This window comes from Pseudomonas sp. A25(2017) (assembly GCF_002001065.1).
GTDB classification, from domain to species: Bacteria; Pseudomonadota; Gammaproteobacteria; order Pseudomonadales; family Pseudomonadaceae; genus Aquipseudomonas; species Aquipseudomonas kilonensis.
Genome location: NZ_MUOA01000046.1, coordinates 141,258 through 165,890, shown reverse-complemented (window position 1 = coordinate 165,890; position 24,633 = coordinate 141,258). Strand labels below are relative to the sequence as shown.

General features: G+C 62.7%; 16 protein-coding genes and 2 pseudogenes. 12 read left to right on the top strand and 6 right to left on the bottom strand.

The genetic code is table 11. From position 1 onward, the window contains the following. Nucleotides 1-45 precede the first annotated feature (45 nt). Complete coding sequence (locus tag B0E42_RS07790) at nucleotides 46-1,227, bottom strand: fumarylacetoacetate hydrolase family protein (protein ID WP_077506150.1); 1,182 nt, start codon at nucleotides 1,225-1,227, stop codon at nucleotides 46-48. 113 nt (nucleotides 1,228-1,340) lie between these two features. Here B0E42_RS07790 and B0E42_RS07785 point away from each other — a divergent pair, with 113 nt between their 5' ends. The 4 genes from B0E42_RS07785 (at nucleotide 1,341) to B0E42_RS07770 (ending at nucleotide 5,565) form a co-directional block, all read left to right on the top strand. Beyond that, nucleotides 1,341-2,291, top strand: a complete 951-nt coding sequence (locus B0E42_RS07785) for a LysR family transcriptional regulator (protein ID WP_077506149.1) — start codon at nucleotides 1,341-1,343, stop codon at nucleotides 2,289-2,291. Nucleotides 2,292-2,565: 274 nt separating this feature from the next. Further along, nucleotides 2,566-3,948, top strand: a complete 1,383-nt coding sequence (locus tag B0E42_RS07780) for an MFS transporter (protein ID WP_077506148.1) — start codon at nucleotides 2,566-2,568, stop codon at nucleotides 3,946-3,948. Beyond that, nucleotides 3,945-4,685: an SDR family oxidoreductase gene (locus tag B0E42_RS07775; RefSeq protein WP_077506147.1), complete on the top strand. Its 741-nt coding sequence runs from the start codon at nucleotides 3,945-3,947 to the stop codon at nucleotides 4,683-4,685. The genes B0E42_RS07780 and B0E42_RS07775 overlap by 4 nt, the downstream gene beginning before the upstream one ends. Nucleotides 4,686-4,716: 31 nt before the next feature. Continuing rightward, nucleotides 4,717-5,565 (top strand): ureidoglycolate lyase, encoded by an 849-nt coding sequence (locus B0E42_RS07770; protein ID WP_077506146.1) that lies wholly within the window; start codon nucleotides 4,717-4,719, stop codon nucleotides 5,563-5,565. A gap of 266 nt (nucleotides 5,566-5,831) precedes the next feature. On the opposite strand, the gene B0E42_RS07765 is transcribed toward B0E42_RS07770, so the two are convergent. From B0E42_RS07765 to B0E42_RS31690, 4 genes and pseudogenes are all read right to left on the bottom strand, one after another. After that, nucleotides 5,832-8,930 (bottom strand): efflux RND transporter permease subunit, encoded by a 3,099-nt coding sequence (locus B0E42_RS07765; protein ID WP_077506145.1) that lies wholly within the window; start codon nucleotides 8,928-8,930, stop codon nucleotides 5,832-5,834. Between the two features lie 3 nt (nucleotides 8,931-8,933). Further along, complete coding sequence (locus B0E42_RS07760) at nucleotides 8,934-10,103, bottom strand: efflux RND transporter periplasmic adaptor subunit (protein ID WP_077506144.1); 1,170 nt, start codon at nucleotides 10,101-10,103, stop codon at nucleotides 8,934-8,936. A 95-nt stretch (nucleotides 10,104-10,198) separates the two neighbouring features. Continuing rightward, nucleotides 10,199-10,792: pseudogene (locus B0E42_RS31695) on the bottom strand (methyl-accepting chemotaxis protein); the annotation flags it as partial. Nucleotides 10,793-11,056: 264 nt separating this feature from the next. Then, nucleotides 11,057-12,250 (bottom strand): annotated as a pseudogene (locus B0E42_RS31690) (HAMP domain-containing protein); the annotation flags it as partial. Nucleotides 12,251-12,762: 512 nt separating this feature from the next. Between B0E42_RS31690 and B0E42_RS07750 the strand changes: the two are divergent. The 4 genes from B0E42_RS07750 (at nucleotide 12,763) to B0E42_RS07735 (ending at nucleotide 18,487) form a co-directional block, all read left to right on the top strand. Further along, a complete protein-coding gene (locus B0E42_RS07750) occupies nucleotides 12,763-14,211 on the top strand; it encodes an APC family permease (RefSeq protein ID WP_077506142.1) in 1,449 nt (482 codons plus the stop codon). A gap of 84 nt (nucleotides 14,212-14,295) precedes the next feature. After that, the gene (locus B0E42_RS07745; RefSeq protein ID WP_018600537.1) at nucleotides 14,296-15,717 is read left to right on the top strand and encodes an aldehyde dehydrogenase family protein; all 1,422 of its coding nucleotides are present in this window, start codon (nucleotides 14,296-14,298) and stop codon (nucleotides 15,715-15,717) included. Between the two features lie 11 nt (nucleotides 15,718-15,728). After that, a complete protein-coding gene (locus B0E42_RS07740; RefSeq protein WP_053179067.1) occupies nucleotides 15,729-17,078 on the top strand; it encodes an aminotransferase class III-fold pyridoxal phosphate-dependent enzyme in 1,350 nt (449 codons plus the stop codon). Between the two features lie 83 nt (nucleotides 17,079-17,161). Beyond that, nucleotides 17,162-18,487, top strand: a complete 1,326-nt coding sequence (locus B0E42_RS07735) for a hypothetical protein (protein ID WP_053179069.1) — start codon at nucleotides 17,162-17,164, stop codon at nucleotides 18,485-18,487. Nucleotides 18,488-18,681: 194 nt separating this feature from the next. Here B0E42_RS07735 and B0E42_RS07730 read toward each other — a convergent pair whose 3' ends face one another. Beyond that, a complete protein-coding gene (locus B0E42_RS07730; protein WP_077506141.1) occupies nucleotides 18,682-19,434 on the bottom strand; it encodes an IclR family transcriptional regulator in 753 nt (250 codons plus the stop codon). Nucleotides 19,435-19,710: 276 nt separating this feature from the next. Here B0E42_RS07730 and B0E42_RS07725 point away from each other — a divergent pair, with 276 nt between their 5' ends. Genes B0E42_RS07725 through B0E42_RS07710 form a run of 4 tightly spaced genes read left to right on the top strand, consistent with a single transcriptional unit; the run spans nucleotide 19,711 to nucleotide 24,627 of the window. After that, nucleotides 19,711-21,252 carry an acetolactate synthase large subunit gene (locus tag B0E42_RS07725; RefSeq protein WP_018600546.1) on the top strand — a complete coding sequence of 514 codons (1,542 nt, stop codon included), beginning with the start codon at nucleotides 19,711-19,713 and terminating at the stop codon, nucleotides 21,250-21,252. A 10-nt stretch (nucleotides 21,253-21,262) separates the two neighbouring features. Next, the gene (locus B0E42_RS07720; protein ID WP_077506140.1) at nucleotides 21,263-22,753 is read left to right on the top strand and encodes an aldehyde dehydrogenase family protein; all 1,491 of its coding nucleotides are present in this window, start codon (nucleotides 21,263-21,265) and stop codon (nucleotides 22,751-22,753) included. Nucleotides 22,754-22,779: 26 nt separating this feature from the next. Further along, the gene (locus tag B0E42_RS07715; protein WP_024619778.1) at nucleotides 22,780-23,574 is read left to right on the top strand and encodes an SDR family NAD(P)-dependent oxidoreductase; all 795 of its coding nucleotides are present in this window, start codon (nucleotides 22,780-22,782) and stop codon (nucleotides 23,572-23,574) included. Between the two features lie 12 nt (nucleotides 23,575-23,586). After that, the gene (locus tag B0E42_RS07710) at nucleotides 23,587-24,627 is read left to right on the top strand and encodes a YCF48-related protein (protein ID WP_053179075.1); all 1,041 of its coding nucleotides are present in this window, start codon (nucleotides 23,587-23,589) and stop codon (nucleotides 24,625-24,627) included. Nucleotides 24,628-24,633: the final 6 nt, after the last annotated feature.

Below are 24,633 nucleotides of genomic sequence, written 5' to 3'. Positions count from 1 at the left end.
CATTTCTCTCTTGTAATTGGATGAATCGGTCACGGTCGTGGCGTTTTAGCGCTCCAGCAGGCCTCGGGCGGCGAGGTTACGCAGCAAGGCGCTGACACCAAAGGTCCAGGGGGCGGCATCGCAGCTGTGGGTCACCTGGTTATGCAGGCTGCCGAGCAACGGGCTGCTGATGCTGACCACGTCACCGCGTTTGTGGGTGAAACCGCTGCCGGCATGGTCACGGTCTTCGGTGGGGGCGAACAGGGTACCGAGAAACAGCACAAAACCATCCGGGTATTGGTGATTGGCGTTGAGCGTCTGGCCCGCCAGGTCCTGCGGGTCACGGCTGATCTGGCTCATGGAACTCGAACCCTGCAGGCGGTAGCCGTCTTCGCCCTGTACCTTAAGATCGACCACGCAGGAGCGGACGTCATCCAGGCTGAAGTGTTCGTCAAACAGGCGAATGAACGGCCCGATGGCGCAGGAAGCGTTGTTGTCCTTGGCCTTGCTCAGCAACAGCGCACTGCGGCCTTCGATGTCCCGCAGGTTGACGTCGTTGCCCAGGCTGGCGCCGTGGATCTGGCCCCGGCTGTTCACCGCCAGCACCACTTCCGGTTCCGGGTTGTTCCATTGCGATATCGGATGAATGCCGATGCGGCTGCCGCTGCCCACGGCGGCCAGGACCGGTGCCTTGGTGAAGATTTCCGCATCCGGGCCGATGCCGACCTCCAGGTACTGCGACCACATGCCCTGTTCGATGAGCAAGTCCTTCAGGCGCATGGCTTGCTCGGAGCCCGGCACGATCGTGCGCAGGTTGTCGCCGATCACGCTGTGCACGGTGGTGCGTACGGCTTCGGCCTTCGCCGCGTCGCCGCCGGCCTGTTCCTCGATCACACGCTCGATCATGCTGGCGGCGAAGGTCACGCCGGCGGCCTTGATCACTTGCAAGTCCAGTGGCGGCAACAGCGACGGCTTGCTCGGGTCGGCATCAGGGCCGGTGTTGGCCAGCAGGGTTTCGACACTGGCGATGAAGGTGCCGGGCGTCTGTCGCACGGCGGCCAGCGGCGATTCTGTTTCCAGCAGATCGCTCAATGTCGCAAAACGATCCGAGAGATCGAACACACCGTCGCTGCGCAACGCAATGGGCGAAGGCCCGGCGATTCGGCCTGGCACCCAGGCACGACCAATCAGGGTACCGGCCACGCCATCGACGGGCAGGGTGTTCTCGGGAGTAAGCAGTAGCGACATGGCAAGTCTTCCTGTTCGTAAAGCCTTCACGCTAGGGTGGCCGCTCGATAAACTCCAATGAGATATATTCAGTATTTGATAACGTTGGGTTATCGCCGGCCTGAGGAATCGCCATGTCAGATCTGTCCTTCTCCAGCTTCTGTGGCTGGCTCAAATTCCGCCACTTGCTGCTGATCGACACGTTGGGGCGCACCCGCAACATGCACCTGGCGGCGCAGCAGATGAACCTCAGCCAGCCGGCCATCAGCAAGATGCTCAAGGAAATCGAAAGCCTGCTCGGCTTTGCCTTGTTCGAGCGATTGCCTCGGAGCATGCCGCCTACGGCTTTGGGCGAACACGTACTGCGGTATGCGCAGATTGCCTTGAATGATGCGCGCTCGTTCGTCGAACAGATCAGTAGTTTGCGCGAGGGGGGGCACGGTTTTCTCAAGGTCGGCGGGATCTTTGCCGCCACTGCGGTGGCTTTGCCCGAGGCGATCCTGCAGATCAAGCAGCGCTGGCCGTTGCTGTCGATTGAAGTGGTGGAGCAGACCAGTAACCACCTGATGGAGATGCTTGAAGAGAAGACGCTTGACCTGGCGGTGGCCCGTTTTACCGATCAAAGCCAGCAGCAGCGCTATGACTTCCAACCGTTGGCCCCAGAACCGTTCTGCATCGTGGTCAACTGTCACCATCCGTTGGCCGGCGCGGGCCCGGTCTCCTTGCAGCAGTTGGTGGACTTGCCGTGGATTCTCTATCCGGTCGGCACGCCGATTCGCGCACGCATGGAGCTGGCCTTCGCCGAGGCCGGGGTGGGAATGCCGCGCAACACCATCGACACCATTTCCATGCAGACCTTCCTCCAGGTGCTGCAACGCGGGCCCATGATCGGCATGCTGCCCAATGCGATGGTCGATCCGCTGCTCGAAAGCGGCCAGCTCAAGACTCTCGATACCCCGTTGCACCTGGTGCCGCAGGACTACGGCATTCTCACGCGCAAGGATGAGCCGTTGGTGGGCGCGGCGCTGGAGTTCGCCGAGATCCTCAAGGACAACGCCCGCCTGGCCGCCATGCAGCCTGCTTAAGGGCAGAATGAATCTGTGGGAGCAAGGCTTGCCCGCGATGCAGGCGCCGCGTTTTCCCTCAAACCGCGTCGTCTTCATCGCGGGCAAGCCTTGCTCCCACGGATAACTCGCTACAGGTTCCATGGACTTGAGGATTAGTTGATAACGCCTCGTTATCAACTAATCCAAAAATGCCATTGGGAAAGAATCGCTCCCCGACAGTAGAGTCCTCGTTCAATCGCCGGATGATTCGCTCATTCGACGTGACCCAATAAAAACAATCAGGGGTTACCTCATGCAAACCATCTCCGAGCAGTTGCCCACGCAGGCTCCCGCCTGCGAACTGGATTTCGAAGACCGGACCTACCGCAAGGTGATCTGGCGGATCCTGCCCGTGTTGCTGTTGTGCTACATGGCGGCGTACCTCGATCGAGTGAACATCGGGTTCGCCAAGCTCGACATGCTTAACGAGCTGCAATTCAGCAACACCGTGTATGCCTTGGGCGCCAGTATGTTTTTCTGGGGCTATTTCCTCTTCGAAGTCCCCAGCAACCTGTTGCTGCATCGCTTTGGCGCGCGGTTCTGGATCGCCCGGATCATGCTCAGTTGGGCGGTGATTTCCATGGCCGTGGCCTACACCGTGCCGCTGGCAGGCTTGTTCCACGTCGAATCGAGCACCATGTTCTACGTGCTGCGCTTTCTGTTGGGCATCTGTGAAGCGGGCTTTTTCCCCGGCGTGATCCTGTACCTCAACTACTGGTTCCCGACCCACCGGCAGAGCCGGGTGATGTCCGGGTTCCTGCTGGCGCTGCCGGTCAGCCTGACCCTGGGTGGGATACTCTCCGGCTGGCTGATGAACAGCATGCAAGGGGTGCATGGCCTGTCTGGCTGGCAATGGATGTTGCTCATCGAAGGCATTCCTTCGATCATCATGGCGTTCGTGGTGATCGTCTGCCTGGCCGACAATATCGACAAAGCCAAATGGCTGTCTGTCGCGGAAAAAGCCCTGCTCAAGGCCAACCTGCAAACCGACAACCAGGGCAAGGCCACGCGCTTGAGTGAAGTGTTCTTCAATCCTCGGGTGTGGTTGCTGGTGTTGATCCTGCTGACCTTCAACACCGGCTTCTACGGCCTGGCGTTCTGGATGCCGTCGATCATCAAGAGCACCGGCATCACCAACAGCCTGCACATCGGTTTGCTGACCGCCATCCCCTACTCGGTGGCCATCGTGGCGATGCTGCTCAACGCGCGGCATTCCAACCGAACCGGCGAACGGCGTCTGCACGCGGCCATTCCAGCCTTCATCGGTGGCGCCGGGCTGATCCTCAGTGCGTTCTTCGCTGACAACCTGGTGTTGTCCGTACTCTTCCTCAGTGTCTCCGCCTCAGGGATCCTCAGCCTGATGCCGATTTTCTGGACCCTGCCGGGCACCGTACTGTCGGGCGTCGCCGCTGCGGCCGGCATTGGCATGATCAACGCCATCGGCAACCTGTCGGGCTTCACCGGTTCGATGATCACCGCCGTGGCCGAAACCCTCACGGGCAATATCAACAACGGCACCTATGTACTGGCCTTGTGTCTTTTGGTCAGCGGTGGACTGATCCTGGCCATTCCCGCCTCGATGCTCGGCAGGACACCCAAGCACGCCACCACGGCAGCCCAACTGGAGACCGCATGAACCTACAAAACAAGCGCGTACTGGTGACGGCAGCGGGGCAGGGCATTGGCTTGGCCAGCGCCATTGCCTTCGCCCGCGCCGGTGCCGAGGTGTTCGCCACTGACATCGATATCCAGGCACTGGCGGGGATCGAAGGGATTACCGCCATGCCCTTGGATGTCACGTCGCCCGCTGCCATCAGCGCCGCCTGTGAACGCATCGGTGGGCTCGACGTGTTGTTCAACTGCGCAGGCTTTGTGCACAGCGGCAACATCCTCGACTGCGACGAAGCCGCCTGGGCACGTTCGATGGACCTCAATGTCACGGCCATGTACCGGATGATCCATGCGTTCCTGCCGTGCATGCTGGGCCGTGGCGGCGGTTCGATCATCAACATGTCTTCGGTGGCCTCCAGCGTCAAGGGCGTGCCCAATCGCTTCGCCTATGCCACCAGCAAGGCTGCAGTCGTGGGCCTGACCAAGGCCGTCGCCATCGACTTCGTCAGCCAGGGCATCCGCTGCAACGCGATCTGCCCAGGCACCGTGGATTCACCCTCGTTGCGCCAGCGCATCGCCGATCAGGCCACGCAGCAGGGCGTCGATGAGGCGCAGGTCTACCGGCAATTTCTCGACCGCCAGCCCATGGGCCGCATCGGCCACACTGAAGAGATCGCGCAGTTGGCGTTGTACCTGGGCAGTGATGCGTCCGCCTACACCACGGGTGCCATCCACATCATCGACGGTGGCATGAGCATCTGAACCCCGGTCTTCACTTGAGCAGGAGCACGACATGAAACTATTGCGCTACGGCGAAAAAGGTTCGGAAAAACCCGGGCTGTTGGATGCCGACAATCAGATCCGCGACCTCTCGGGCCATGTGCCGGACATCGCCGGTCAGGTCCTTGGCCCGGACAGCCTGGCAGCGCTCGCCGCCCTCGACCCGCGCAGCCTGCCGATCGTGGCCGGCCAGCCGCGCATCGGTGCCTGCGTCGGCCAGGTCGGCAAATTCATCTGCATTGGCTTGAACTACGCCGACCATGCGGCCGAGTCGAATATGGAGGTGCCCAAGGAGCCGATCATCTTCAACAAATGGACCAGTGCCATTTGTGGGCCGAACGACGACATCCAGATCCCGCGCGGCTCGCTCAAGACCGACTGGGAAGTCGAGCTGGGCGTGGTCATCGGTAAAGGCGGGCGCTACATCGACGAAGCCAATGCCATGGAGCATGTCGCCGGCTACTGCGTCATCAACGATGTGTCCGAGCGCGAGTGGCAACTGGAGCGCGGCGGCACCTGGGACAAGGGCAAGGGCTTCGACACCTTCGGCCCCCTCGGGCCGTGGCTGGTGACCCGGGACGACATTGCCGACCCGCATACGCTGGAGCTGTGGCTGGAGGTCGACGGACACCGCTATCAGAACGGCAATACCCGAACGCTGATCTTCAGCGTGCCGCAACTGATTGCCTACCTGAGCCGGTGCATGAGCCTGCAACCCGGCGACGTCATCTCGACCGGCACACCACCGGGTGTTGGCCTGGGCATCAAGCCCAACCCGGTGTTCCTGCGGCCGGGCCAGACCATGCGCCTGGGAATCCAGGGCTTGGGCGAACAGCGCCAGGTCACGGTGCAGGCGGACTGATCATCGGGCTCGTTGCCGTCATCTCGAGCAGGCTCGCTCCCACAGTGGATCTTCGACAGGCACAAAATTCATGTGCCTCGCAGGCCCCTGTGGGAGCGGGCTTGCTCGCGAAGGCGGCGTCACAGTTAATGAAGATGTTGAATGTGCTGGCCTCTTCGCGAGCAAGCCCGCTCCCACAGAGGATTGCGGATGTACGCGGATATTGTGCCCGCTGAAGATCCACTGTGGGAGCGAGCTTGCTCGCGATAGCGGTGGGTCAGTTTGCATCATCCCTTGGGATCAACACGCCTGACACGCTTCATCACCACCACAAAAAACACCGGCACAAACACCACCGCCAGCGTGGCGGTGATCATCCCGCCGATCACTCCGGTACCGATAGCCTGCTGGCTCGCCGAACTGGCGCCCGTGGCAATCGCCAGCGGTACCACCCCAAGGATGAAGGCCAGCGAGGTCATGATGATCGGCCGCAGGCGCAGGCGTGCCGCCTGGAGCGTGGCGTCGATCAGGTCGTGGCCTTCGTCGTACAGGCTCTTGGCGAACTCGATGATCAGGATCGCGTTTTTCGCCGACAGGCCGATGATGGTGATCAGCCCGATCTTGAAGAACACGTCGTTAGGCATGCCGCGCAACGACACAGCCAAGACCGCGCCGAGTACACCCAACGGCACCACCAGCAACACCGAAGTCGGGATCGACCAGCTTTCGTACAGCGCCGCCAGGCACAGGAACACCACCAGCAGCGACAGGCCTAACAGGATGGGTGCCTGGCTGCCGGACAAACGTTCCTGCAAGGACAACCCCGTCCACTCCTGGCCCAGGCCCGTCGGCCCCAGGGCCACCAGCCGTTCGATTTCAGCCATGGCTTGCCCGGTGCTGTAGCCCGGTGCCGGTTCGCCGGAAATGCTCACCGCCGGATAGCCGTTATAGCGGGTCAATTGCGCCGGCCCCTGGGTCCAGCGGGCCTGGACGAAGGCTGACAACGGGACCATTTTTCCGCTGTTGTTGCGCACATGAATCTTCAGCAAGTCTTCGACCTGGCTACGCTGGTCGCCCTCGGCCTGGACCACCACCCGTTGCATACGCCCCTGGTTGGGGAAGTCGTTGATGTAGGTCGAACCCACTGCCGTGGACAACACACTGCCGACGTCGGCAAAGGAAATGCCCAGGGCATTGGCCTGCTTGCGGTCGACCTCCAATTGCACCTGCGGCGCCTCCGCCAGGGCGCTTTCACGCACATTCATCAGTATCGGGCTTTTGTCGGCGGCGGCGAGCAATTCGCTGCGGGCCTGCATCAAGGTGGCGTGGCCGAGGCCGCCACGGTCCTGCAAACGGAACTCGAAACCGCTGGAAGTGCCCAGGCCATCCACGGGCGGCGGCAGCACCGAGAAGGCCATGGCGTCCTTGATTTGACCCAGCGCCAGGTTGGCACGGTCGGCGATGGACGCCGCCGAATCATCGGCGCCGCGTTGCGACCAGTCCTTGAGGGTGGTGAAGGCCAGGGCCGCGTTCTGCCCGCTGCCGGAAAAGCTGAAACCGAGAATGATCGTGCTGTCACCGACTCCCGGTTCGCCGGCGTTGTGGGCTTCGATCTGCTCCACCACCTGCACCGTCCGGTTTTTGCTGGCACCCGGTGGCAGCTGGATGTCGGTGATGGTGTAGCCCTGGTCTTCCACCGGCAGGAACGAGGAGGGCAGGCGACTGAACAGCAGGCCCATGCCCACCAGCAACACGCCGTAGATCAGCAGATAACGGCCGCTGCGTTTTACCGCATAGGCCACCCAACCGTGATAGCGCTCGCCGAATCGGTCGAACCCACGGTTGAACAAGCCGAAGAAACCCGTCTTGGCGTGGTGATCACCTTTGGCGACCGGTTTGAGCAAGGTCGCGCAAAGCGCCGGGGTCAGGGTCAGGGCGAGAAACGCCGAGAACAGGATCGAGGTCGCCATCGACAGCGAGAACTGCTGGTAGATCACCCCCACCGAGCCCTGCATGAAGGCCATCGGAATGAACACCGCCACCAGCACCAGGGTGATGCCGATGATCGCCCCGGTGATCTGCCCCATGGCCTTGCGCGTGGCCTCCTTGGGCGACAAGCCTTCCTGGGCCATGATCCGCTCGACGTTCTCCACCACCACGATGGCATCGTCCACCAGGATGCCGATGGCCAGCACCATGCCGAACATGGTCAGCACGTTGATCGAGAACCCCAGCGCGAGCATCGTCGCGAAGGTGCCCATCAGCGCCACCGGCACCACCAATGTCGGGATCAGGGTGTAGCGGATGTTCTGCAGGAACAGGAACATCACCGCGAACACCAGCAACATCGCCTCGCCGAGGGTGTAGATCACCTTGGTGATCGAGACCTTGACGAACGGCGACGTGTCATAGGGAATCTTGTACTCCACGCCGGCCGGGAAGTAGCGCGACAGCTCGTCCATCTTGTTGCGCACCAGGGTCGCGGTGTTCAAGGCGTTGGCGCCCGGCGACAGTTGTACCGCCACGGCAGTGGACGGCTTGCCGTTCAGGCGCGTGGAAAACTGGTATTCCTGGCTGCCGATTTCCACCCGTGCCACGTCGGCGATGCGCACCGTCGAGCCATCGGGGTTGGCCTTGAGCACAATGTCGGCGAACTCCTGCGGCGTGTTGAGCTGGCCTTTGACGACGATGGTCGCGGTGATTTCCTGGGTGCTGCGGCTCGGTAAATCGCCCAGGCTGCCGGCCGACACCTGGGCGTTCTGCGCCACGATGGCGGCATTGACGTCGGCCGGGGTCAGGTTGAAGCCGACGAGTTTCTGCGGGTCGATCCAGATCCGCATGGCCCGTTCGGCCCCGTACAACTGGGCCTTGCCGACACCGTCCAGGCGCTTGATCTCGTTCATCACGTTGCGCGCCAGGTAGTCGCTGAGGGCCACGTCGTCGAGCTTGCCGTCGCTGGAGGTGAGGGTGATCAGCAGCAGGAAGCCGGCGGAGACTTTGTCCACTTGCAAGCCTTGCTGGGTCACCGCTTGCGGCAGGCGCGACTCCACGGCCTTGAGGCGGTTCTGCACGTCGACCTGGGCCAGTTCCGGGTTGGTGCCGGGTTGGAAGGTCGCGGTGATGGTGGCGCTGCCCAGGCTGCTCTGGGACTCGAAATACAGCAGGTTGTCGGTGCCGTTGAGTTCCTCCTCGATCAGGCTGACCACGCTTTCGTCCACGGTTTGCGCCGAAGCACCCGGGTAGACGGTGTAGATCTCGATTTGTGGCGGGGCCACGACCGGGTATTGCGCCACCGGCAGTTGCGGGATGGCCAGGATACCGGCCAACAGGATGAACAACGCGACGACCCAGGCGAACACCGGGCGGTCGATGAAGAATTGCGGCATGGCTTAGTGTCCTGCCTGTGGCCCGGGAACCTGGGCGAGGGGAAGTGGGGAATCGTCGACCCGGACCTGCTCGCCGGGACGGGCGTGTTGCAGGCCTTCGATGACGATGCGGTCGCCGGGCTTCAAACCTTGCGTGACGACCCAGCGATCGTTTTGCGCGGCGCCCAGTTGCACCGGTTGCTGGCTGACCTTCTGCTCGGCATCCAGCAGCAACACCTGGGCGACTCCGGCGCTGTCTCGCAAAATCGCCCGCTGCGGCACGGTGATGCCTTGGCTGTTGACCGCCTGTTCCAGGCGCACGCGAATGAAACTGCCAGGCAGCAAGTCCAGGTCGGGGTTGGGGAATTCGCTGCGCAGGGTGATCTGGCCGGTGCTCGGGTCGACGCTGAGGTCGGTGAACAGCAACTTGCCGGGCAGCGGATAGGGGCTGCCATCGTCCTGAATCAACGTGGCCTTGGCCTGGCCCTGGCCGACCGCTTGCAAAAGCCCTGCGCGAAAGGCGCGGCGCAGGTCGTTGAGTTCGCGGGTCGACTGCGTGAGGTCGGCGTGGATCGGGTCCAGCTGCTGGATCAATGCCAACGGCGTGCTTTCGTTCTGCCCGACCAGGGCGCCTTCCGTCACCAGGGCGCGACCGATCCGTCCGGAAATCGGCGCGGTCACCGTGGCGTACCCCAGGTTCAGCTTCGCTCGTTCCACCGCGGCCTTGCTGGCCGCGACGTCAGCGGCGGTCTGGCGCACGCCGGCCCGGGCGTTGTCGTAATCCTGGCCACTGATCGCCTTGTCATCGATCAACTGGGCATAACGCTGTGCCTGCAAACGGGCCTGGAACGCATTGGCCTCGGCCTTGCGCAACGCCGCTTCGGCACTGTCCAGGTCGGCCTTGAACGGTGCCGGGTCGATGCGAAACAGCACCTCGCCCTGTTTGACGTCGCGGCCTTCACGAAACACCCGCTGCAAGACCACGCCGGCCACCCGCGCCCGGACTTCGGCCACCCGCGGCGCGGCGATCCGGCCGCTCAGCTCGTTGCTGATCGACAGTGGCCGGGCCTGGACGGTTTCGACGCGCACGCTTGCCAGCGGAGCGGATGCCTCTGGGGTCGAGGTGCTATCACAGCCACCGAGCAGCAGCGCCCCGACCAACAGGCCCAGTGTGACGAAAGGAATCTTGGACATGGTGCTTCCCCAATATTGAGCTGCCCATGGTAGGGATCGAGTCCAACGACAGGGGTGAAGCTTTGTAGGCGCTCTGTGAAATTGTGTAATGGCCCCTAAATCCGAAAGTGACCGACCAGTTGCTGTTGGTGATTGGCCATCGCACGCAACGAGTGGCTCGCCTGCGAGGCTTCTTCCATGCGGCTGGTCAAGGTTTCACTGATCCCGCGAATGTCGCTGACGCGGTGGCTGATGTCTTCCACCACAGCGCTTTGCTCCAGGGCAGCGCTGGCGATCTGCTGGTTCATGTGTTCGATCACTTCCACTGCGTCGGTGATGCGCTGCAGTGCCGCCTGGGTCTTGTCGACGTGAGCGACGCTGTCCCTGGCCAGCTCGCGGCTCGACTGGGTGCTGTGCACGACGTCCTGACTCAGTTGCTGCAACGCTTCGATCACCGAGCGTATTTGTTCGACCGAATTCTGCGTATTACTCGCCAGATGCCGCACTTCGTCGGCCACCACCGCGAAACCACGCCCCTGTTCACCCGCCCTGGCGGCCTCGATGGCGGCATTCAAGGCCAGCAGGTTGGTCTGCTGGGCAATGGCGCAGATCACGTCCAGCACCTGGCCGATGTGTTGACTGTTGCCGGCCAGCGCCTGCACTTGCTCAAGCGTGGTCTCCAGGCGCCGGTCCAGGCTGTCGATGCTGGTGACCGCGTTGGCGAACAGTTCACGCCCCGATCGGCTGGCGCTTTCGGCGACGGTGGCGGCATCGGCCGCCTGGTGGGAATGGCGGGCCACTTCCTGGGCACTGGTGCTCATTTCATGCAAGGCCGTTGCCGCCAGTTCGACTTCCCGGTACTGCGTGTGCATGCCCGCGCTGACTTCCCGGGCCACCTGTGCCGACGTGTCGGCGGTGTTGCGGGTGTCCAGGGAGGCTTGCTGGATATCGCGGATGATGGGCTGCAATTTGTCGAGAAAGCGATTGAAGCCCTTCGCCAGTAGGCCCAATTCATCGTGGCGGTCGTTGGGCAGGCGCTGGGTGAGATCGCCGTCGCCGTCGACAATCGCATCGAGCATATGCGCCACCCGCAGCAGCGGCCGGGTCACGCCGTAAGCGGTGAGCCAGATGAGCAACAGGCCCAAGCCGGCAGCCAGCAAGCCGAGGCTGAGGTTGAACCAGTTGGCCTGGCGATGCTTGTCGTCCAACTGTGCCTGCATGTGCAGGGCCGGTGCTTGCACAAGCGCTTCGGGCACGCGTATCTGCAATTGCCAGGGGGTATTGTCGGGGACGGTTTGCACGGCTTGTCGAACGTCGACGGAGGTGCCGTCAACCGTGCCGCTATGACCGGCAACTTGCCCTGACGGGGAAAGAATGTTGATCTCGCTGTGGCCGGGATACAGGTCGTTGGCAAGGCTGGCGGCGAGTTGCTGGAGGGTATCGAGGCTGATGTCCATGCCCACCACGCCGATGACTTTGCCCTGGTCCAGCAACGGTATGGAGATGCTGCTCATCAACGTCTTCTGGCCTTCGACCTCGATCGCGTAGGGCTCTGTCACGCAGGTGCGCCCCTGGGTTTGCGGGCAGACGTACCAGGCGTTGGCCGGCTCGCTGCCCGGTGGTGCGGTGTTGGCGCTGATCTGGGCTTCGCTGAGCACCTCTTGCACCAAATGGCCGGGTTGGCTTTGCGACCAGTACAGGGCAAAGCGACCTTTTTCATTGCCGGCCAGATCGCGTTGGCCAGTGAAACCGGCATCTTCACCGACCAGCGCGTCGGGCAGCAGCACCACGTAGAAACCGAGGACTTTTTCACGGTTCTGAAGGGCTTGGCGGGTCGCGGCGATCAGGTCCCGGCGCAGTTGCCCTGGCGTCAGTCGCCCGTTCCGCGCCTGGGCGCGCAGTTGCAAGACCTGCTGGGCAAAACCTTCCCCATAGATCGCCGTTTCGCTGAAAAAGCGTTCCACCCGCTGACCGTGGGCCAGGCCCTGTGCCTGCAAACCTTCCAGGGCCGAGCGCCCGAGCAGTTGACTGCTTTGCTGCTTGAGCAGCGTCGCGCCTTGCTGGTTCTGATACAGGGAGGCGCCGGTCAATGCCCCGACGACGGCGAGCAGGCACAGGCCACTCAAGAGCGTGATTCGCCATTGGATAGAGAGACGAGCGAAGAACATGCTGAAGTTTCCTGCGCTTAGGGGCTTTTATTGTTTTGGGCCCAGCACTGTTTGAAGGACGGGCGAGGCTATCTTGCGGCAGGAAGCGCCTGCCGGTTATCCCGAATCGGCAGCCGTTGTGCGCCGGCATTGGGCTAATGCGGGGCACTTAGAGCGACGACGTCCCCTGTGGCGAGGGGATTTATCCCCGTTGGGCTGCGCAGCAGCCCCCTAAGCAGTCAACTCAATCTGTCTGATACACCGGGTTGCCTGCATTTAGGGCCGCTTCGCGCCCCAGCGGGGCGGTGCGACGTTTCGCTAAATCCCCTCGCCACAGGAATGTCCTTGGCTCTGATGGGGCTGACCTGTTTTGGGGCGCGGCTTCGGATGCTGCCGTTTTGGGATAGCGAGTGGGTTTGGCAACGGCCTAGCATCGAATCCAGTGTGCAACCAGAACAATAAGCTTTTGGAAGTCGGCGAAGCTGGCGTCTGCGATCCAGCAACAACTGCCTCATACAATAAGGTCAAGAACAATGAGCGTATCTTTCCCGATCAGCAGTTCGACGGAGTTGAAGCGCGGCGCCTTGGGTGTCGGTTTCATCATCTTCTTTGTGATTTCGGCGGCGAGTCCCTTGAGCGTCATCGCCGGCGGTTTTCCCATTGGCATCATGCTGGGCAACGGCGCTGGCACACCGGCATTGCTGCTCCTGGCCTTGCTGGTGTTACTGGCGTTCTCGGCGGGCTACACCGCCATGTCCCGCCACATGACCAACGCCGGTGGTTTCTATGCCTTCACCTCCCGCGGTTTGGGGGGCTTGGCCGGTGGCGCGGCGGGGGTGTTGGCGATGTTTGCCTACAACATCCTCCAGGTCGGCCTGTATGGCATGTTCGGTGGGGTGGTCAGTGGCACGATGGCCAGCGTCTTTGGCCTGGACTTGCCTTGGTGGACCTATTCGCTCCTGGCGATGGCGAGCATTGCGATTCTTGGCTATCGCAAGATCGACCTGTCGGCCCGGGTACTGTCGGTGGTGGTGATTGCCGAGTACCTGGCGATCCTGACGCTGGATTTCGCCATTCTCAAGACCGGTGGCGACAGTGGCATCAATCTCGATTCGTTCGAGCGCAGCCATGTGTTCAGCGGCACGCCGTCCATCGGCTTGCTGTTCTGCTTCGCGGCGTTCATCGGCTTCGAGGCCACCACCATCTACGGCGAGGAGGCGAGGAATCCGCACCGCACGATTCCCATTGCCACCTACAGCTCGGTGCTGTTGATCGGTGGTTTCTATGCCTTGTCGGTCTGGGCGATGGTGATCGGCGTCGGGGCCGACAAGATCGTGCCGACCCTGCAGGCGCTCCAGGATCCAACGACGTTCATCTACGGCATGTCCGATCATTTTGTCGGCCCGCACCTGACCCAGATCATCCGCGTGCTGTTCATGGTCAGCATCTACGCCGGGCTGCTGGCGTTCCACAATGCCGCGGCGCGTTACTTCTATGCCATCGGCCGCGACGGTTTGCTGCACAGCCGGTTGGGCACCACCCATCGCGTGCACCAGAGTCCGCACATGGGCTCGGTCCTGCAAAGCCTGATCGCGGCGGTGGTGGTGCTGATCTTTGCCGCGCTGGACGCTGATCCGATCCTTCAGCTGTTCGCCTGGTTTTCCAACCTGGCCACGCTGTGCGTGATCCTGCTCATGGCGCTGACCTCAGCGGCGGTGTTTGTCTATTTCCGCGCTCACCCGGAGCTGAAGCTGGGGCTCTGGCGCGGTCGGATTCTTCCGGTCTTTTCGTGCCTGGCATTGCTGGTGGTCCTGGCCCTTGCGGTGATTCATTTCGACGTGCTGACCGGCGCCAGCCAGCTCCTGTCCTATGGCCTATGCGCGGTGATTCCCGCCGCGCTGATCGTCGGTGTGTTCCTCGCCGCTCGATTGCGCAAGGCATCGCCCGAGCGATTCATGGCGCTGGGAAGCCACAAGCTCTAAGGCGTCAGGCACAACGTCAATCCACCCAGAAAACAAGTCCGCTGTCGTTCGGGACGGTTCGTCAGCGCGTGAAAGGAAGGTTTTATGCACGATTATCAAATGCTCATCAATGGGGCTCGGGTCGACGGTGAGAACGGGCACTTTGATGTGCTCAATCCGGCGACCGGTAAGGTGTTCGCTCGATGCGCGGCCGGTTCCCTGGCCCAGCTGGACCTCGCTGTCGAAGCGGCGCAGTCGGCCTTTGTCGAGTGGCGACACAGCACCCATGAAGATCGCCGCCAGCGCCTGCTGAGCATCGCTACCGATCTCGAACAGGAAGCCGAGGCCTTGGCCCCGCTCATTGTCCTGGAACAGGGCAAACCACTGGAATTGGCGTTCTCCGAAGTGATGGGCGCGGTGGCCTGGACGCGTTATGCCGCCGAGCAGCAGATTCCCGTGGAGTTGGTGGAAGAAACCCCAACCCAGCGTATTGAACTGCACCGCAAGCCGTTGGGCGTGGTCGCGTCGATCACGCCTTGGAATTGGCCGTTCATGATCGCTGTCTGGCACATCATGCCGGCATTGCGGGCCGGTAACTGCGTGATCAGCAAACCGTCGAGCCTGACCCCCTTGAGCACCCTGCGCCTGGTGGAAGTCATCGCTCGCCACGTGCCTCGGGGCGTGATCAATAGCGTGACCGGTGAGCAAGGGTTCGGCAGTGCGATCACCGCCCACGCCGGTATCCAGAAAATTGTCTTCACCGGCTCCACCGCCACCGGCCAAAGCGTGATGCGCGGCGCCGCCGGCAACCTCAAGCGCCTGACCCTGGAGCTGGGCGGCAACGATGCCGCCATCGTGCTGCCAGGCACCTCGGTCGAGGCGGTCGCCGAAGATATTTTCCAGGCTGCATTCCTGAACATGGGGCAGACCTGCGCCGCCCTCAAGCGCTTGTACATCCACCAATCCCAGTACGAGGCCTTTGCCGAGGCCCTGACCCTGATCGCCCGGCGTCAGGTGGTGGGTGAGGGCCTGGCGCCCGGGGTCACGTTTGGCCCGGTGCAGAACCTCGAACAGTTGAAGCTGGTTGAGGAACTGGTGGCCGATGCCCGTGCCCAGGGGGCGCGGGTGTTGTGTGGCGGTGCTCGTCTGGACCGCCCGGGCTTTTTCTATCCGCCGACGCTGGTCGCCGATGTGACCGATGGGCAGCGCCTGGTGGATGAGGAGCAGTTCGGGCCGGTGTTGCCGCTGATTGCCTATCAGGATGTCGAGGATGTCCTGCGTCGCGCCAATGCGGGCGACATGGGCCTGGGTGGATCGGTCTGGGGACGCGACAGCGAGCAGGCACAGGCCCTGGCCAGTCGCCTGGAATGTGGCATGGCCTGGGTCAACTGCCATGCGCAGATCCAGCCGAATACGCCGTTTGGCGGCAGCAAGATGTCCGGGTTCGGCGTCGAGTTCGGCCTTGAAGGGTTGCTGGAGTTCACCGGCCAGCAACTGCTGTACGTACGCAAGCGTGAAACAGAGTGAGGACTGCAACCATGTACGAGCACTACAAGACAGCACAAAAAAAATTCTGGCACCCGATGAGTTCTTCGGCGCCAGCCAACCGCTCCAAGACGTTGATCATCGCCCGTGGCGACGGTAACTACATCACCGACATCGAAGGCCATCGCATGCTCGATGGTATCGGCGGTTTGTGGAACGTGAACGTGGGCCATAATCGAGCTTCAGTGAAGGCGGCCATTGCCGCGCAGCTGGACGAACTGGCTTATTACCAGACCTTCGACGGCATCGCCCATCCGCGGGTGTTCGACCTGGCCGAGCGGCTGACGTCGATGTTCGCCCAGGAAAACATGGCGCGGGTGTTGTTCAGTTCCGGCGGTTCCGATGCGGTTGAGACGGCCCTGAAAATGGCCCGCCAATACTGGATCGCCAGCGGCGAGCCAGGGCGCACGCGCTTTCTCTCATTGCGCAATGGTTACCATGGCGTGCACGTGGGCGGCACCTCTGTGGGCGGCAACGGCGTGTATCACTACAACCACGGGCCGCTGCTGGCTGGCTGTCATCTGCTCGACACGCCGTGGCTGTACCGCAACCCCTGGGACTGCCGCGATCCGGAAGAACTGACCGCGCACTGCATTCGTCAGTTGGAAGACCAGATCGCGCTGCTCGGCCCGCAGACCATTGCCGCGCTGATCGCCGAACCGGTGCAAGGTGCCGGTGGTGTGATCGTGCCGCCGGCGTACTACTGGAAGGGGCTGCGCGAAGTCTGCGACCGCCACGGCATCCTGTTGATCGCCGATGAAGTGGTGACGGGTTTCGGCCGCACCGGCTGCATGCTCGGCAGTCGTGGCTGGGGTGTCGCCCCCGACGTACTGTGCCTGGCCAAGGGCATCACCGCTGGTTACATCCCCATGGGGGCCACGGTCTTCAACCAGCGCATGGTCGATGCCATCGAGAACGGCCCGGGCTTCAGCAACGTCATCATGCACGGCTACACCTACAGCGGGCACCCGACTGCCTGCGCGGCGGCCCTGGCGGTGCTGGACATCGTCGAGGCCGAGGATCTGCCGGGCAACGCCGGGAAGGTCGGTGCCCAGTTGCTGGAACAACTGCAACCGCTGACCGAGCGTTATGCGGTAGTGGGCGAAGTGCGCGGCAAGGGCTTGATGATCGCCGTGGACCTGGTGGCGGACAAGGCCACGCGCGAGCCGCTTGACCCTGCTACGGGCCTGGCCTCGCGCATTGCCGAGCAGGCGCGCCTGGCCGGCGTATTGATGCGCCCGATAGGCAACAAAATCGTGATGTCGCCGCCGCTGACCCTCACGTCCGACGAGGCCGCCATGATGGTCGGCGCGTTGGACAGCGCGCTTGCCGACTGCCGTTAGCCCAGCCAGCCGGCGCCGCTTGCGGCACCGGCTCCTGAATATAAAAACAGCCTATCAAAGGCGCACCACAAGGAGCTCTAGCCATGCGGAACCTATCGCGTATGGGATTTTTCGGCAGTGGCCTTGCCTGTACGCTGGCGCTCTGCGCTGCGAGTCAGGTCCAGGCCTATGAGTTGTATGCCGATGACGACACTCACCTCAACGCCGACATGCTGGCCGTGTTCGGTCTTTTCAACAGTCGCAAGAACTACGACGGCACGCCAGGTGGTTCAACCTGGCGCGAAGGCTTCATCAAGTATGGCGTCAGCGGCGACCAGGGCCTGGCCGGCCATGGCACCGCCTACGGGGCGTTCAGCCTGGTCAGTTCCGCCACCTGGGGCGATGGCGACGCGGCCGGCAATACGTTGGGCAGCGAGCGCACGACGAAGATTGAAGACGCTTACCTGGGGTGGCGTTCCGCCGATCTGTTTCCCGTGCTGGGGCAGGACGGCGTCGATATTTCCGGCGGCCGCCAGGTGGTCAAGCTGGGCAGGGGATTCTTGATCAACGATGACGGGCCGAATCTGGGCAAAGGGCCTGCCGGTGGTCGCTTGAATCGCGGTGGCGCCTATTACCTGGCGGCCCGGCACGCGTTTGATCAAACCGCCGTATTACGTCTGGGCGGGCAGGATGGGCTGCATGGCAGTGTGGTGTGGCTCAAGTCCGATAACCGCGCCCAGGCCGAAACCGAACTGGCCGCCGGCACGCTCGATTACACCGCCAAGGCGGGCACGTTGGGACTGACCTGGATACATGGTCTTGACGTGAACGAGCAGTGGGCCAGCGATTTCCAGAAGCAACGCAAGGGCATGGACGTCTACAGCATTCGTGGTGAAGGCGACGCGGGCATCGAAAACGCCAGCCTGGCATTCGAATACGCCTGGCAGGACAAGGACGCCGGCCCGCAGAACGCCTGGTACGCCGAGGCCGGCTACACCTTTGCCGATCTCGCCTGGGCCCCGAAGCTGACGTATCGCTACACCCGCTATTCCCAGAAGTGGGACTCGCTGTTCACCGGGCTCAGCACGGGCTACGGCACCTGGTTCCAGGGTGAAGTCGCGGGCAATTATGCCGGGCCCTTCAACAGCAACACGGGCATTCATCATGTCGGCCTGACAGCCAAACCGTTGGAAAACCTGACCCTTGGTGCGCTGTACTTTGATTTCAACACGGTACGCAAAGATAGCGCCCTGAACCTGGATGCCCGTGAGCTGGATCTGTATGCCGAGTGGGCCGTCAACGAGCATTTGATCATCACGCCGCTGATAGGCCTCTACAAGCCGGATCGGGATGCAACGACCGGGGGCAATCAAGTGGCGGGCAATGGCACCAACGTGTACAGCCAGGTGACGGTGGCCGTGCCGTTCTGAAGCAGGGGCTGTTCGATAAACCTTGTGGCGAGGGGATTTATCCCCGCTGGGGCGCGACGCGGCCCTAAATGCAGGCAATCCGGTGTGTCAGACAGATTGAGTTGACTGCTTAGGGGGCTGCTGCGCAGCCCAACGGGGATAAATCCCCTCGCCACAGGGGATCGTTTCTCTTGAGTGAGCAGTGTCTGTGCTTTCTAGCCGACAGCAGGCGGGTTGTGCATGCGCTCGGCAATCCGTCGGGTGGTGTCCATCACCATTTCAACCACGGTCTCCTGGCGCAGCAGTTTGAAGCTGTCGGTGCTGCCGACGGCTGAAAGGCTGCCTACCACCTCGTCGAGCCCGGGGTTGATGATCGGCGCCGCGATACCGGTGAGCCCCAGGTTGAGTTCATCGTGAGTCAGGCAATAGCCGTCCTTGCGGATCTTTTTCGCCGCTTTGGAAAAACTTGCCCAGTCAAAGCCGTTGTCGGGGTCATTGGCCATGTGTTCTTCGAACAGGCGTTGCAGGCGCCGCCCCTTTTGGAAGGCGATCAGCACCTTGGATTGCGCACCGCGAAAAAACGGCAGTGGCTGGCCGCGACCGAATGCGAACTGGTAGGTGTTATCGGGTTCGGCGATGTAGGTGTTGATGATGTGGCCGTCATAGAAAACGCTGGCGAACACCGCCAGGCCAGTGGCCTCGGACAGCTGGTGCATCAACTCGCGGCCCGCCACGAGGATCGGGTCGTACTGGCGCATCATCCAGTCGAGTTCAATGATGCGTGGCCCCAGGCCGTAGCTGCCGGCATCCACCCGGACCAGCAGGCCAGCATCACACAGGTCCTTGACGTAGCGGTACACGGTCGCCCGTGACAGGCCCATGCGTTCGGCGATGGTGTCGGGGTCGATCTTCAGCGTTGCCGGGCCGAACAGGTCCAGCACACTCAGCATTTTGCTCAGACTGCTCATTTCGCTCCTAAAGGGGGGAATGGCGCGTAGGTGGTCGTTTGGGTGAGCACTATAGGTAGGTGCGCCGATGATGGAAAGCCCGCTCACTAGACGGACAGAGCGTTGCCACGATACGCCAGTGCTTGAGAAAAACAAACGGATTGATGGCCTTATTCTCGTGGTTATTTTGCATAAATCTCAAAATAAGAGCTTTTGTGTGTAAAAAATACTTGAGTGGAGGGTTCTTCTATGTGATAAATCTCAGCCACTGCAAACGCTCGATCAAGAGGGCTGGAAATGAATGGTGCGCAACTGATAGTGAAAGCGGCGGTGGCGAGCGGTATCGAATACTGCTTCGCCAATCCCGGAACGACTGAAATTCCCCTGGTGGCAGCCATGGCCAGTGCGCCAGCCCTCAAGCCGGTGTTGTCCTTGTTCGAAGGGGTGTGCACCGGTGCTGCGGACGGCTATGGCCGGATTGCCGGCAAGCCGGCGATGACCCTGACTCACCTGGGGCCAGGCTTTGCCAATGGCATTGCCAACCTGCACAACGCGCGTCGCGCCAACACCCCGATCGTCAACGTCATCGGCGATCACGCGTCCTGGCACGTCAATTACGATCCGCCTTTGGCCAGTGATATCCAGGCGTTGGCCGGCAGCGTTTCCAAGTGGGTACGTACCTCGCGCACGGCATCGGGCGTTGGTGAAGATTTCCAGGAGGCGGTGCGTGCCGCCTGGCAGGCCAACGGCCAGATCGCCAGCCTGATTCTGCCGATGGACCTGCAAGCCAACACGGTGCAGCACGAGAAAGCCTTCACCGCATTGCAGGCCCCGGTTCGGCGTTTTGCCGGTGACCGGATCGAGGCGGTCGCCCAGGCACTGCGTGATGGTCGGCGCCTGGTGTTTATCGTCGGCGACCAAGGCTTGTCGGTCGCCGGGCTCGAAGCGGCGGGGCGCCTGGCGCAACTGCCGGGCGTGCGCCTGTTCGCCGAAACCTTTCCGCGCCTGAGTTATCGCGGCGGTGGTTTGCCTGACCTGGATCGCCTGCCGTACTTCCCCGAAGTCGCCATTGAGATTCTTGACCAGTACGACGCGGTGGTGTGCGCTGGCGTGCCGGAGCCGATCAGTTATTTCGGCTACGAAGGCATCGCTTCTCGCCTGGCCGAACGTGAACGCCTGCTCTGTCTGGCGGAAGTAGGGGACGATGTTGCCGGCGCGCTCACTGCGCTGGCCGATGCCCTTGAAGCGCCGGCTTATGTGCCAACGCCAACCGGCATCGAGCTGCCGCCAAGCGAAGCTACGTTGACCCCGCAGTCCGTGGGTCAGGTGTTGGCTGCGTCGCTGCCGGACGACTGCATCGTTTCGGTGGAAGGCGGGACGTGCGGCTATCCATTCTTCACCGCTTCGGCCCATGCCGCACGGCATCGGGTCTTGACCAACACCGGTGGGGCCATCGGCCAGGGCATCCCGGTGGGTTTTGGCGCCGCCATGGCCGAGCGTGGCAACAAGGTGTTCTGCCTGCAATCGGACGGCAGTGCCCAGTACACCATCCAGACCTTGTGGAGCATCGCCCGCGAGCAACTGCCGGTGGTGATCCTGATCGCGGCCAACCATCGCTACGCCATTTTGCAGAACGAGCTGCGCCGCTTCGGCATGACCGACCTGGGCCCCGAGGCCCTGAGCCTGACGGTGCTGGACCGTCCACGGATCGACTGGAAGGCCTTGGCCAAGGGTTACGGCTTGCCGGCCAGCACCGTGCACACCAACGGTGAGTTGCAGCGCGCCCTGGCCAACGCCAAGGCCGATGGCGGTCCTTGCCTGATTGAAATGGCACTGTGAAGGAGCGGATATGAACCCGATTCAATTGTTACCTACGGTCGAGAAGTTCCTGTCGCAACCGGGTCGGCTGTTTATCGGTGGCACTTGGCAGGACGCCGCCGATGGCCGTCGGTTTGCCGTGGAAAACCCGGCCACTGAACACACCCTGGCGCAAGTCGCCGAAGGTGGCGAGCGCGACGTCGATGCCGCCGTCGCTGCCGCCCGCGCGGCCTTCACCGGGCCCTGGGCGCAGCACTCACCGGCCCAGCGCGGGTTGTTGCTGTTTCGCCTGGCGGAACTGCTCGACCAGCATCGCGAAGAGCTGGCGCAACTGATCACCCTGGAAAACGGCAAGCCGATCGGCGCGGCCCGGGGCGAAGCGGCCAGTGCGGCCAATATCATTCGTTATTTCGCTGGCTGGCCGACCAAGATCGAAGGCAGCACGCTGCCGGTATCGCCCTCCAGCGGCGCACCGATGCTCAACTACACCTTGCGCGAGCCGGTGGGCGTCTGCGCCTTGATCGTGCCATGGAACTTCCCGCTGACCATGTGCGTGTGGAAGCTTGGCCCGGCGCTGGCGACCGGTTGCGTCGCGGTGCTCAAGCCCGCCGAGCAGACGCCCCTGGTTGCGATTCGCCTGGTGCAGTTGATCGAGGCCGCCGGTTTCCCGGCTGGAGTGGTCAACCTGCTCACCGGCCTCGGCGTGCATACCGGCGCACCGCTGGCCCAGCACCCGGACGTGGACAAGATCGCCTTCACCGGTTCGACCCAGGTGGGGCGGCTGATCGCCCAGGCGGCCACCGGCAACATGAAGAAGGTGTCGTTGGAGCTGGGTGGCAAGTCCCCCAACATCATCCTGCCGGACGCCGATATCGCCCGTGCCGCCAAGGGCGCCGCCGACGGCATTTTCTACAACCAGGGGCAGGTCTGCACCGCCGGATCGCGTCTGTACGTGCATGCCAGCGTTCTCGATCAGGTGCTTGAGGAACTCCAGCGCCACGCGGCCGCCCATGTGTTGGGGCCAGGCCTGGATCCGGCCAGCAGCATGGGCCCGCTGGTCTCGGCCCGGCAATTGGGCACGGTGCGTGGCTACCTGCAACGGGGCCAGGAAGAAGGCGCCGAGCTGATCTGCGGCGGTGACCGGCCGGCCCACCTGGAGCGCGGCCACTTCATCCGGCCCAGCGTGTTTCTCGACCGCGCCGAGCGCGCCTGTGTCGCCCGGGAAGAAATCTTCGGCCCGGTACTGACCGTCATGAGCTGGACCGAGATCGATGAACTGGTGCTGCGCGCCAACGACTCGCCCTATGGCCTGGCCGCCGGTCTCTGGACCCGCGACTTGCGTTCCGCCCATCGCGTGGCCGCCCAGTTGAAGGCCGGCTCGGTGTGGATCAACTGCTGGAACGTCGTCGACCCGGCCTCGCCATTTGGGGGTTACAAGCAATCCGGCTGGGGCCGGGAAATGAGTAAGAACGTGATCGATGCCTACACCGAAACCAAAAGTGTCTTCGTCGATCTCGCCTGAGCCGAACAATCACAAGAGGAACTGCTATGGATCTGGAATTACAAGGCCGCGTGGCGATCGTCACCGGCGGTGGCATGGGCATTGGCAAGGAAGTCGCGCGCTTTCTGTCCCAGGAAGGTTGCAAGGTGGTGATCTGCGCGCGGCGCATGGAGTTTCTCCAGCAAGCCGCCGAGGAAATCACCGCAGAGACCGGCAACGAGGTGCTGCCGCTGTTCTGTGACACCAACCAGATGTCGGCGGTGTCCGACATGGTCGAGGCTGCCCACAAGCACTTTGGCCGCATCGACATCCTGGTCAACGGCGCCGCGGCACCGTCCGGTGTGGTGCGCAACGACATCGAACATGCCGGCGACGATGAATTGCTCTCGGACCTCAACACCAAGGTGATCGGTTATTTCCGTTGCGCCAAGGCCGTGACCCCGCACATGAAGGCCGGCGGCTTCGGTCGCATCATCAACATCGGTGGCCTGACCGGGCGTGGCAGCAAGGTCCTCTCGGGCATGCGCAACCTGGCCATCGCCCACATGACCAAGACCCTTTCCGACCAACTGGGCCCATCCGGCATCACGGTCAATCTGATCCACCCCGGCGTTGTGGACACCCCGCACATCCAGGAGCTCTACGAGCGCGAAGGGATCAAGCAGGGCAAGACGCCCGAGCAGGTGGAGCAGGGCTACATCGACGCGACGCCGATCCGGCGCACGCTGGCACCCATCGAAATGGGCTGGCTGATCGGTTTCCTCGCATCCCCCAAGGCCGGTGCGGTGACCGGGGAATCGATTGGCATCGACGGCGGCTTGACCCGCGGCATCTTCATTTGAGGAGCAGCAGTGATGAGTAACGGAACCCTTTTGGTCGCCACCGTAGGGCAAGCGGTGATCCGCAGCGCCGACGATGGCCGTACCTGGCACCGCCTGGGCTTGGGCCAGGACCTGGAATTCGACGCGATCACCCGCTCCCTGAGTTTCCATCCGGGGACACCTGAGGTGATCTATGCCGGCACCGACGTCGGCCTGTGCATCAGCCGTGATACCGGCGGCCATTGGCAGCGGGTGGATTCGCCATTCAACGGCCAGACCGTCTGGAAGGTGGCCGTGGACCCGCAAGATGCACAGCGCATTTTCGTCGGCACCGGTGCGCCGTCGCGCGCCGTGCTGTGGCGCACCCTCGACGGTGGTCAGCACTGGGAACGTGCCCCGGTTGAGATCCCGGAGTTCTGCGACGGCGTCAGTCGTCCGCGCTTGCTGGCCTTCGCCTACGACCCGACGGATCGCAACCAGCTCTGGTTCGGCCTGGAAGAGGGTGGGTTGTTCCACAGCCGTGACGGTGGCGACAGCTGGACCCGTGTCGATGACCGCCTGCTGTGGGACTACAACTCGGACGTGCACAACATCGTGGTCCTGCCCAACCATGGGCAAAAGGTCATCGTCGTGGTCTGTGTCAACGCCGTTTACCGCAGCCTCGACGAGGGACAGACCTGGACCGGCATCGTCGCCCGGGAAACCTTCGGCCTGTACTACGTGCGCGCCATGAATGCCGCGTTGGGCAGCGAGGATACGCTCTACCTGAGCATTTCCGACGGCACCCCTGGCACCACCAGCAAGGTACTGGTCTCCCGGGATGCCGCCCTCAGTTGGGAAGTGTTGCCACTGCCGCAACAGCCCAACTCCTGTGTCTGGGCGATTGCCTTGAACCCCGCCGACCCTCGCCAGATTGTCGCCGGCACCAAGTATGGGCATCTGTTCACCTCCGAGAACGGCGGTGACGGCTGGCAGAAGCAGTGGCGTGAATTCAGTGAAATCGCTGATGTGCTCTGGACGCCCGCCGTGGCGCAAATCAAGTCCGGGCATCAATCCATCATCAAGAAGAACTGAGGTATC

Excerpts from the sequence above, each read along its gene's own strand:
- B0E42_RS07790 (WP_077506150.1), bottom strand. The coding sequence starts at position 1,227 with ATGTCGCTACTGCTTACTCCCGAGAACACCCTGCCCGTCGATGGCGTG.
- B0E42_RS07785 (WP_077506149.1), top strand. The coding sequence starts at position 1,341 with ATGTCAGATCTGTCCTTCTCCAGCTTCTGTGGCTGGCTCAAATTCCGC.
- B0E42_RS07780 (WP_077506148.1), top strand. The coding sequence starts at position 2,566 with ATGCAAACCATCTCCGAGCAGTTGCCCACGCAGGCTCCCGCCTGCGAA.
- B0E42_RS07775 (WP_077506147.1), top strand. The coding sequence starts at position 3,945 with ATGAACCTACAAAACAAGCGCGTACTGGTGACGGCAGCGGGGCAGGGC.
- B0E42_RS07770 (WP_077506146.1), top strand. The coding sequence starts at position 4,717 with ATGAAACTATTGCGCTACGGCGAAAAAGGTTCGGAAAAACCCGGGCTG.
- B0E42_RS07765 (WP_077506145.1), bottom strand. The coding sequence starts at position 8,930 with ATGCCGCAATTCTTCATCGACCGCCCGGTGTTCGCCTGGGTCGTCGCG.
- B0E42_RS07760 (WP_077506144.1), bottom strand. The coding sequence starts at position 10,103 with ATGTCCAAGATTCCTTTCGTCACACTGGGCCTGTTGGTCGGGGCGCTG.
- B0E42_RS07750 (WP_077506142.1), top strand. The coding sequence starts at position 12,763 with ATGAGCGTATCTTTCCCGATCAGCAGTTCGACGGAGTTGAAGCGCGGC.
- B0E42_RS07745 (WP_018600537.1), top strand. The coding sequence starts at position 14,296 with ATGCACGATTATCAAATGCTCATCAATGGGGCTCGGGTCGACGGTGAG.
- B0E42_RS07740 (WP_053179067.1), top strand. The coding sequence starts at position 15,729 with ATGTACGAGCACTACAAGACAGCACAAAAAAAATTCTGGCACCCGATG.
- B0E42_RS07735 (WP_053179069.1), top strand. The coding sequence starts at position 17,162 with ATGCGGAACCTATCGCGTATGGGATTTTTCGGCAGTGGCCTTGCCTGT.
- B0E42_RS07730 (WP_077506141.1), bottom strand. The coding sequence starts at position 19,434 with ATGAGCAGTCTGAGCAAAATGCTGAGTGTGCTGGACCTGTTCGGCCCG.
- B0E42_RS07725 (WP_018600546.1), top strand. The coding sequence starts at position 19,711 with ATGAATGGTGCGCAACTGATAGTGAAAGCGGCGGTGGCGAGCGGTATC.
- B0E42_RS07720 (WP_077506140.1), top strand. The coding sequence starts at position 21,263 with ATGAACCCGATTCAATTGTTACCTACGGTCGAGAAGTTCCTGTCGCAA.
- B0E42_RS07715 (WP_024619778.1), top strand. The coding sequence starts at position 22,780 with ATGGATCTGGAATTACAAGGCCGCGTGGCGATCGTCACCGGCGGTGGC.
- B0E42_RS07710 (WP_053179075.1), top strand. The coding sequence starts at position 23,587 with ATGAGTAACGGAACCCTTTTGGTCGCCACCGTAGGGCAAGCGGTGATC.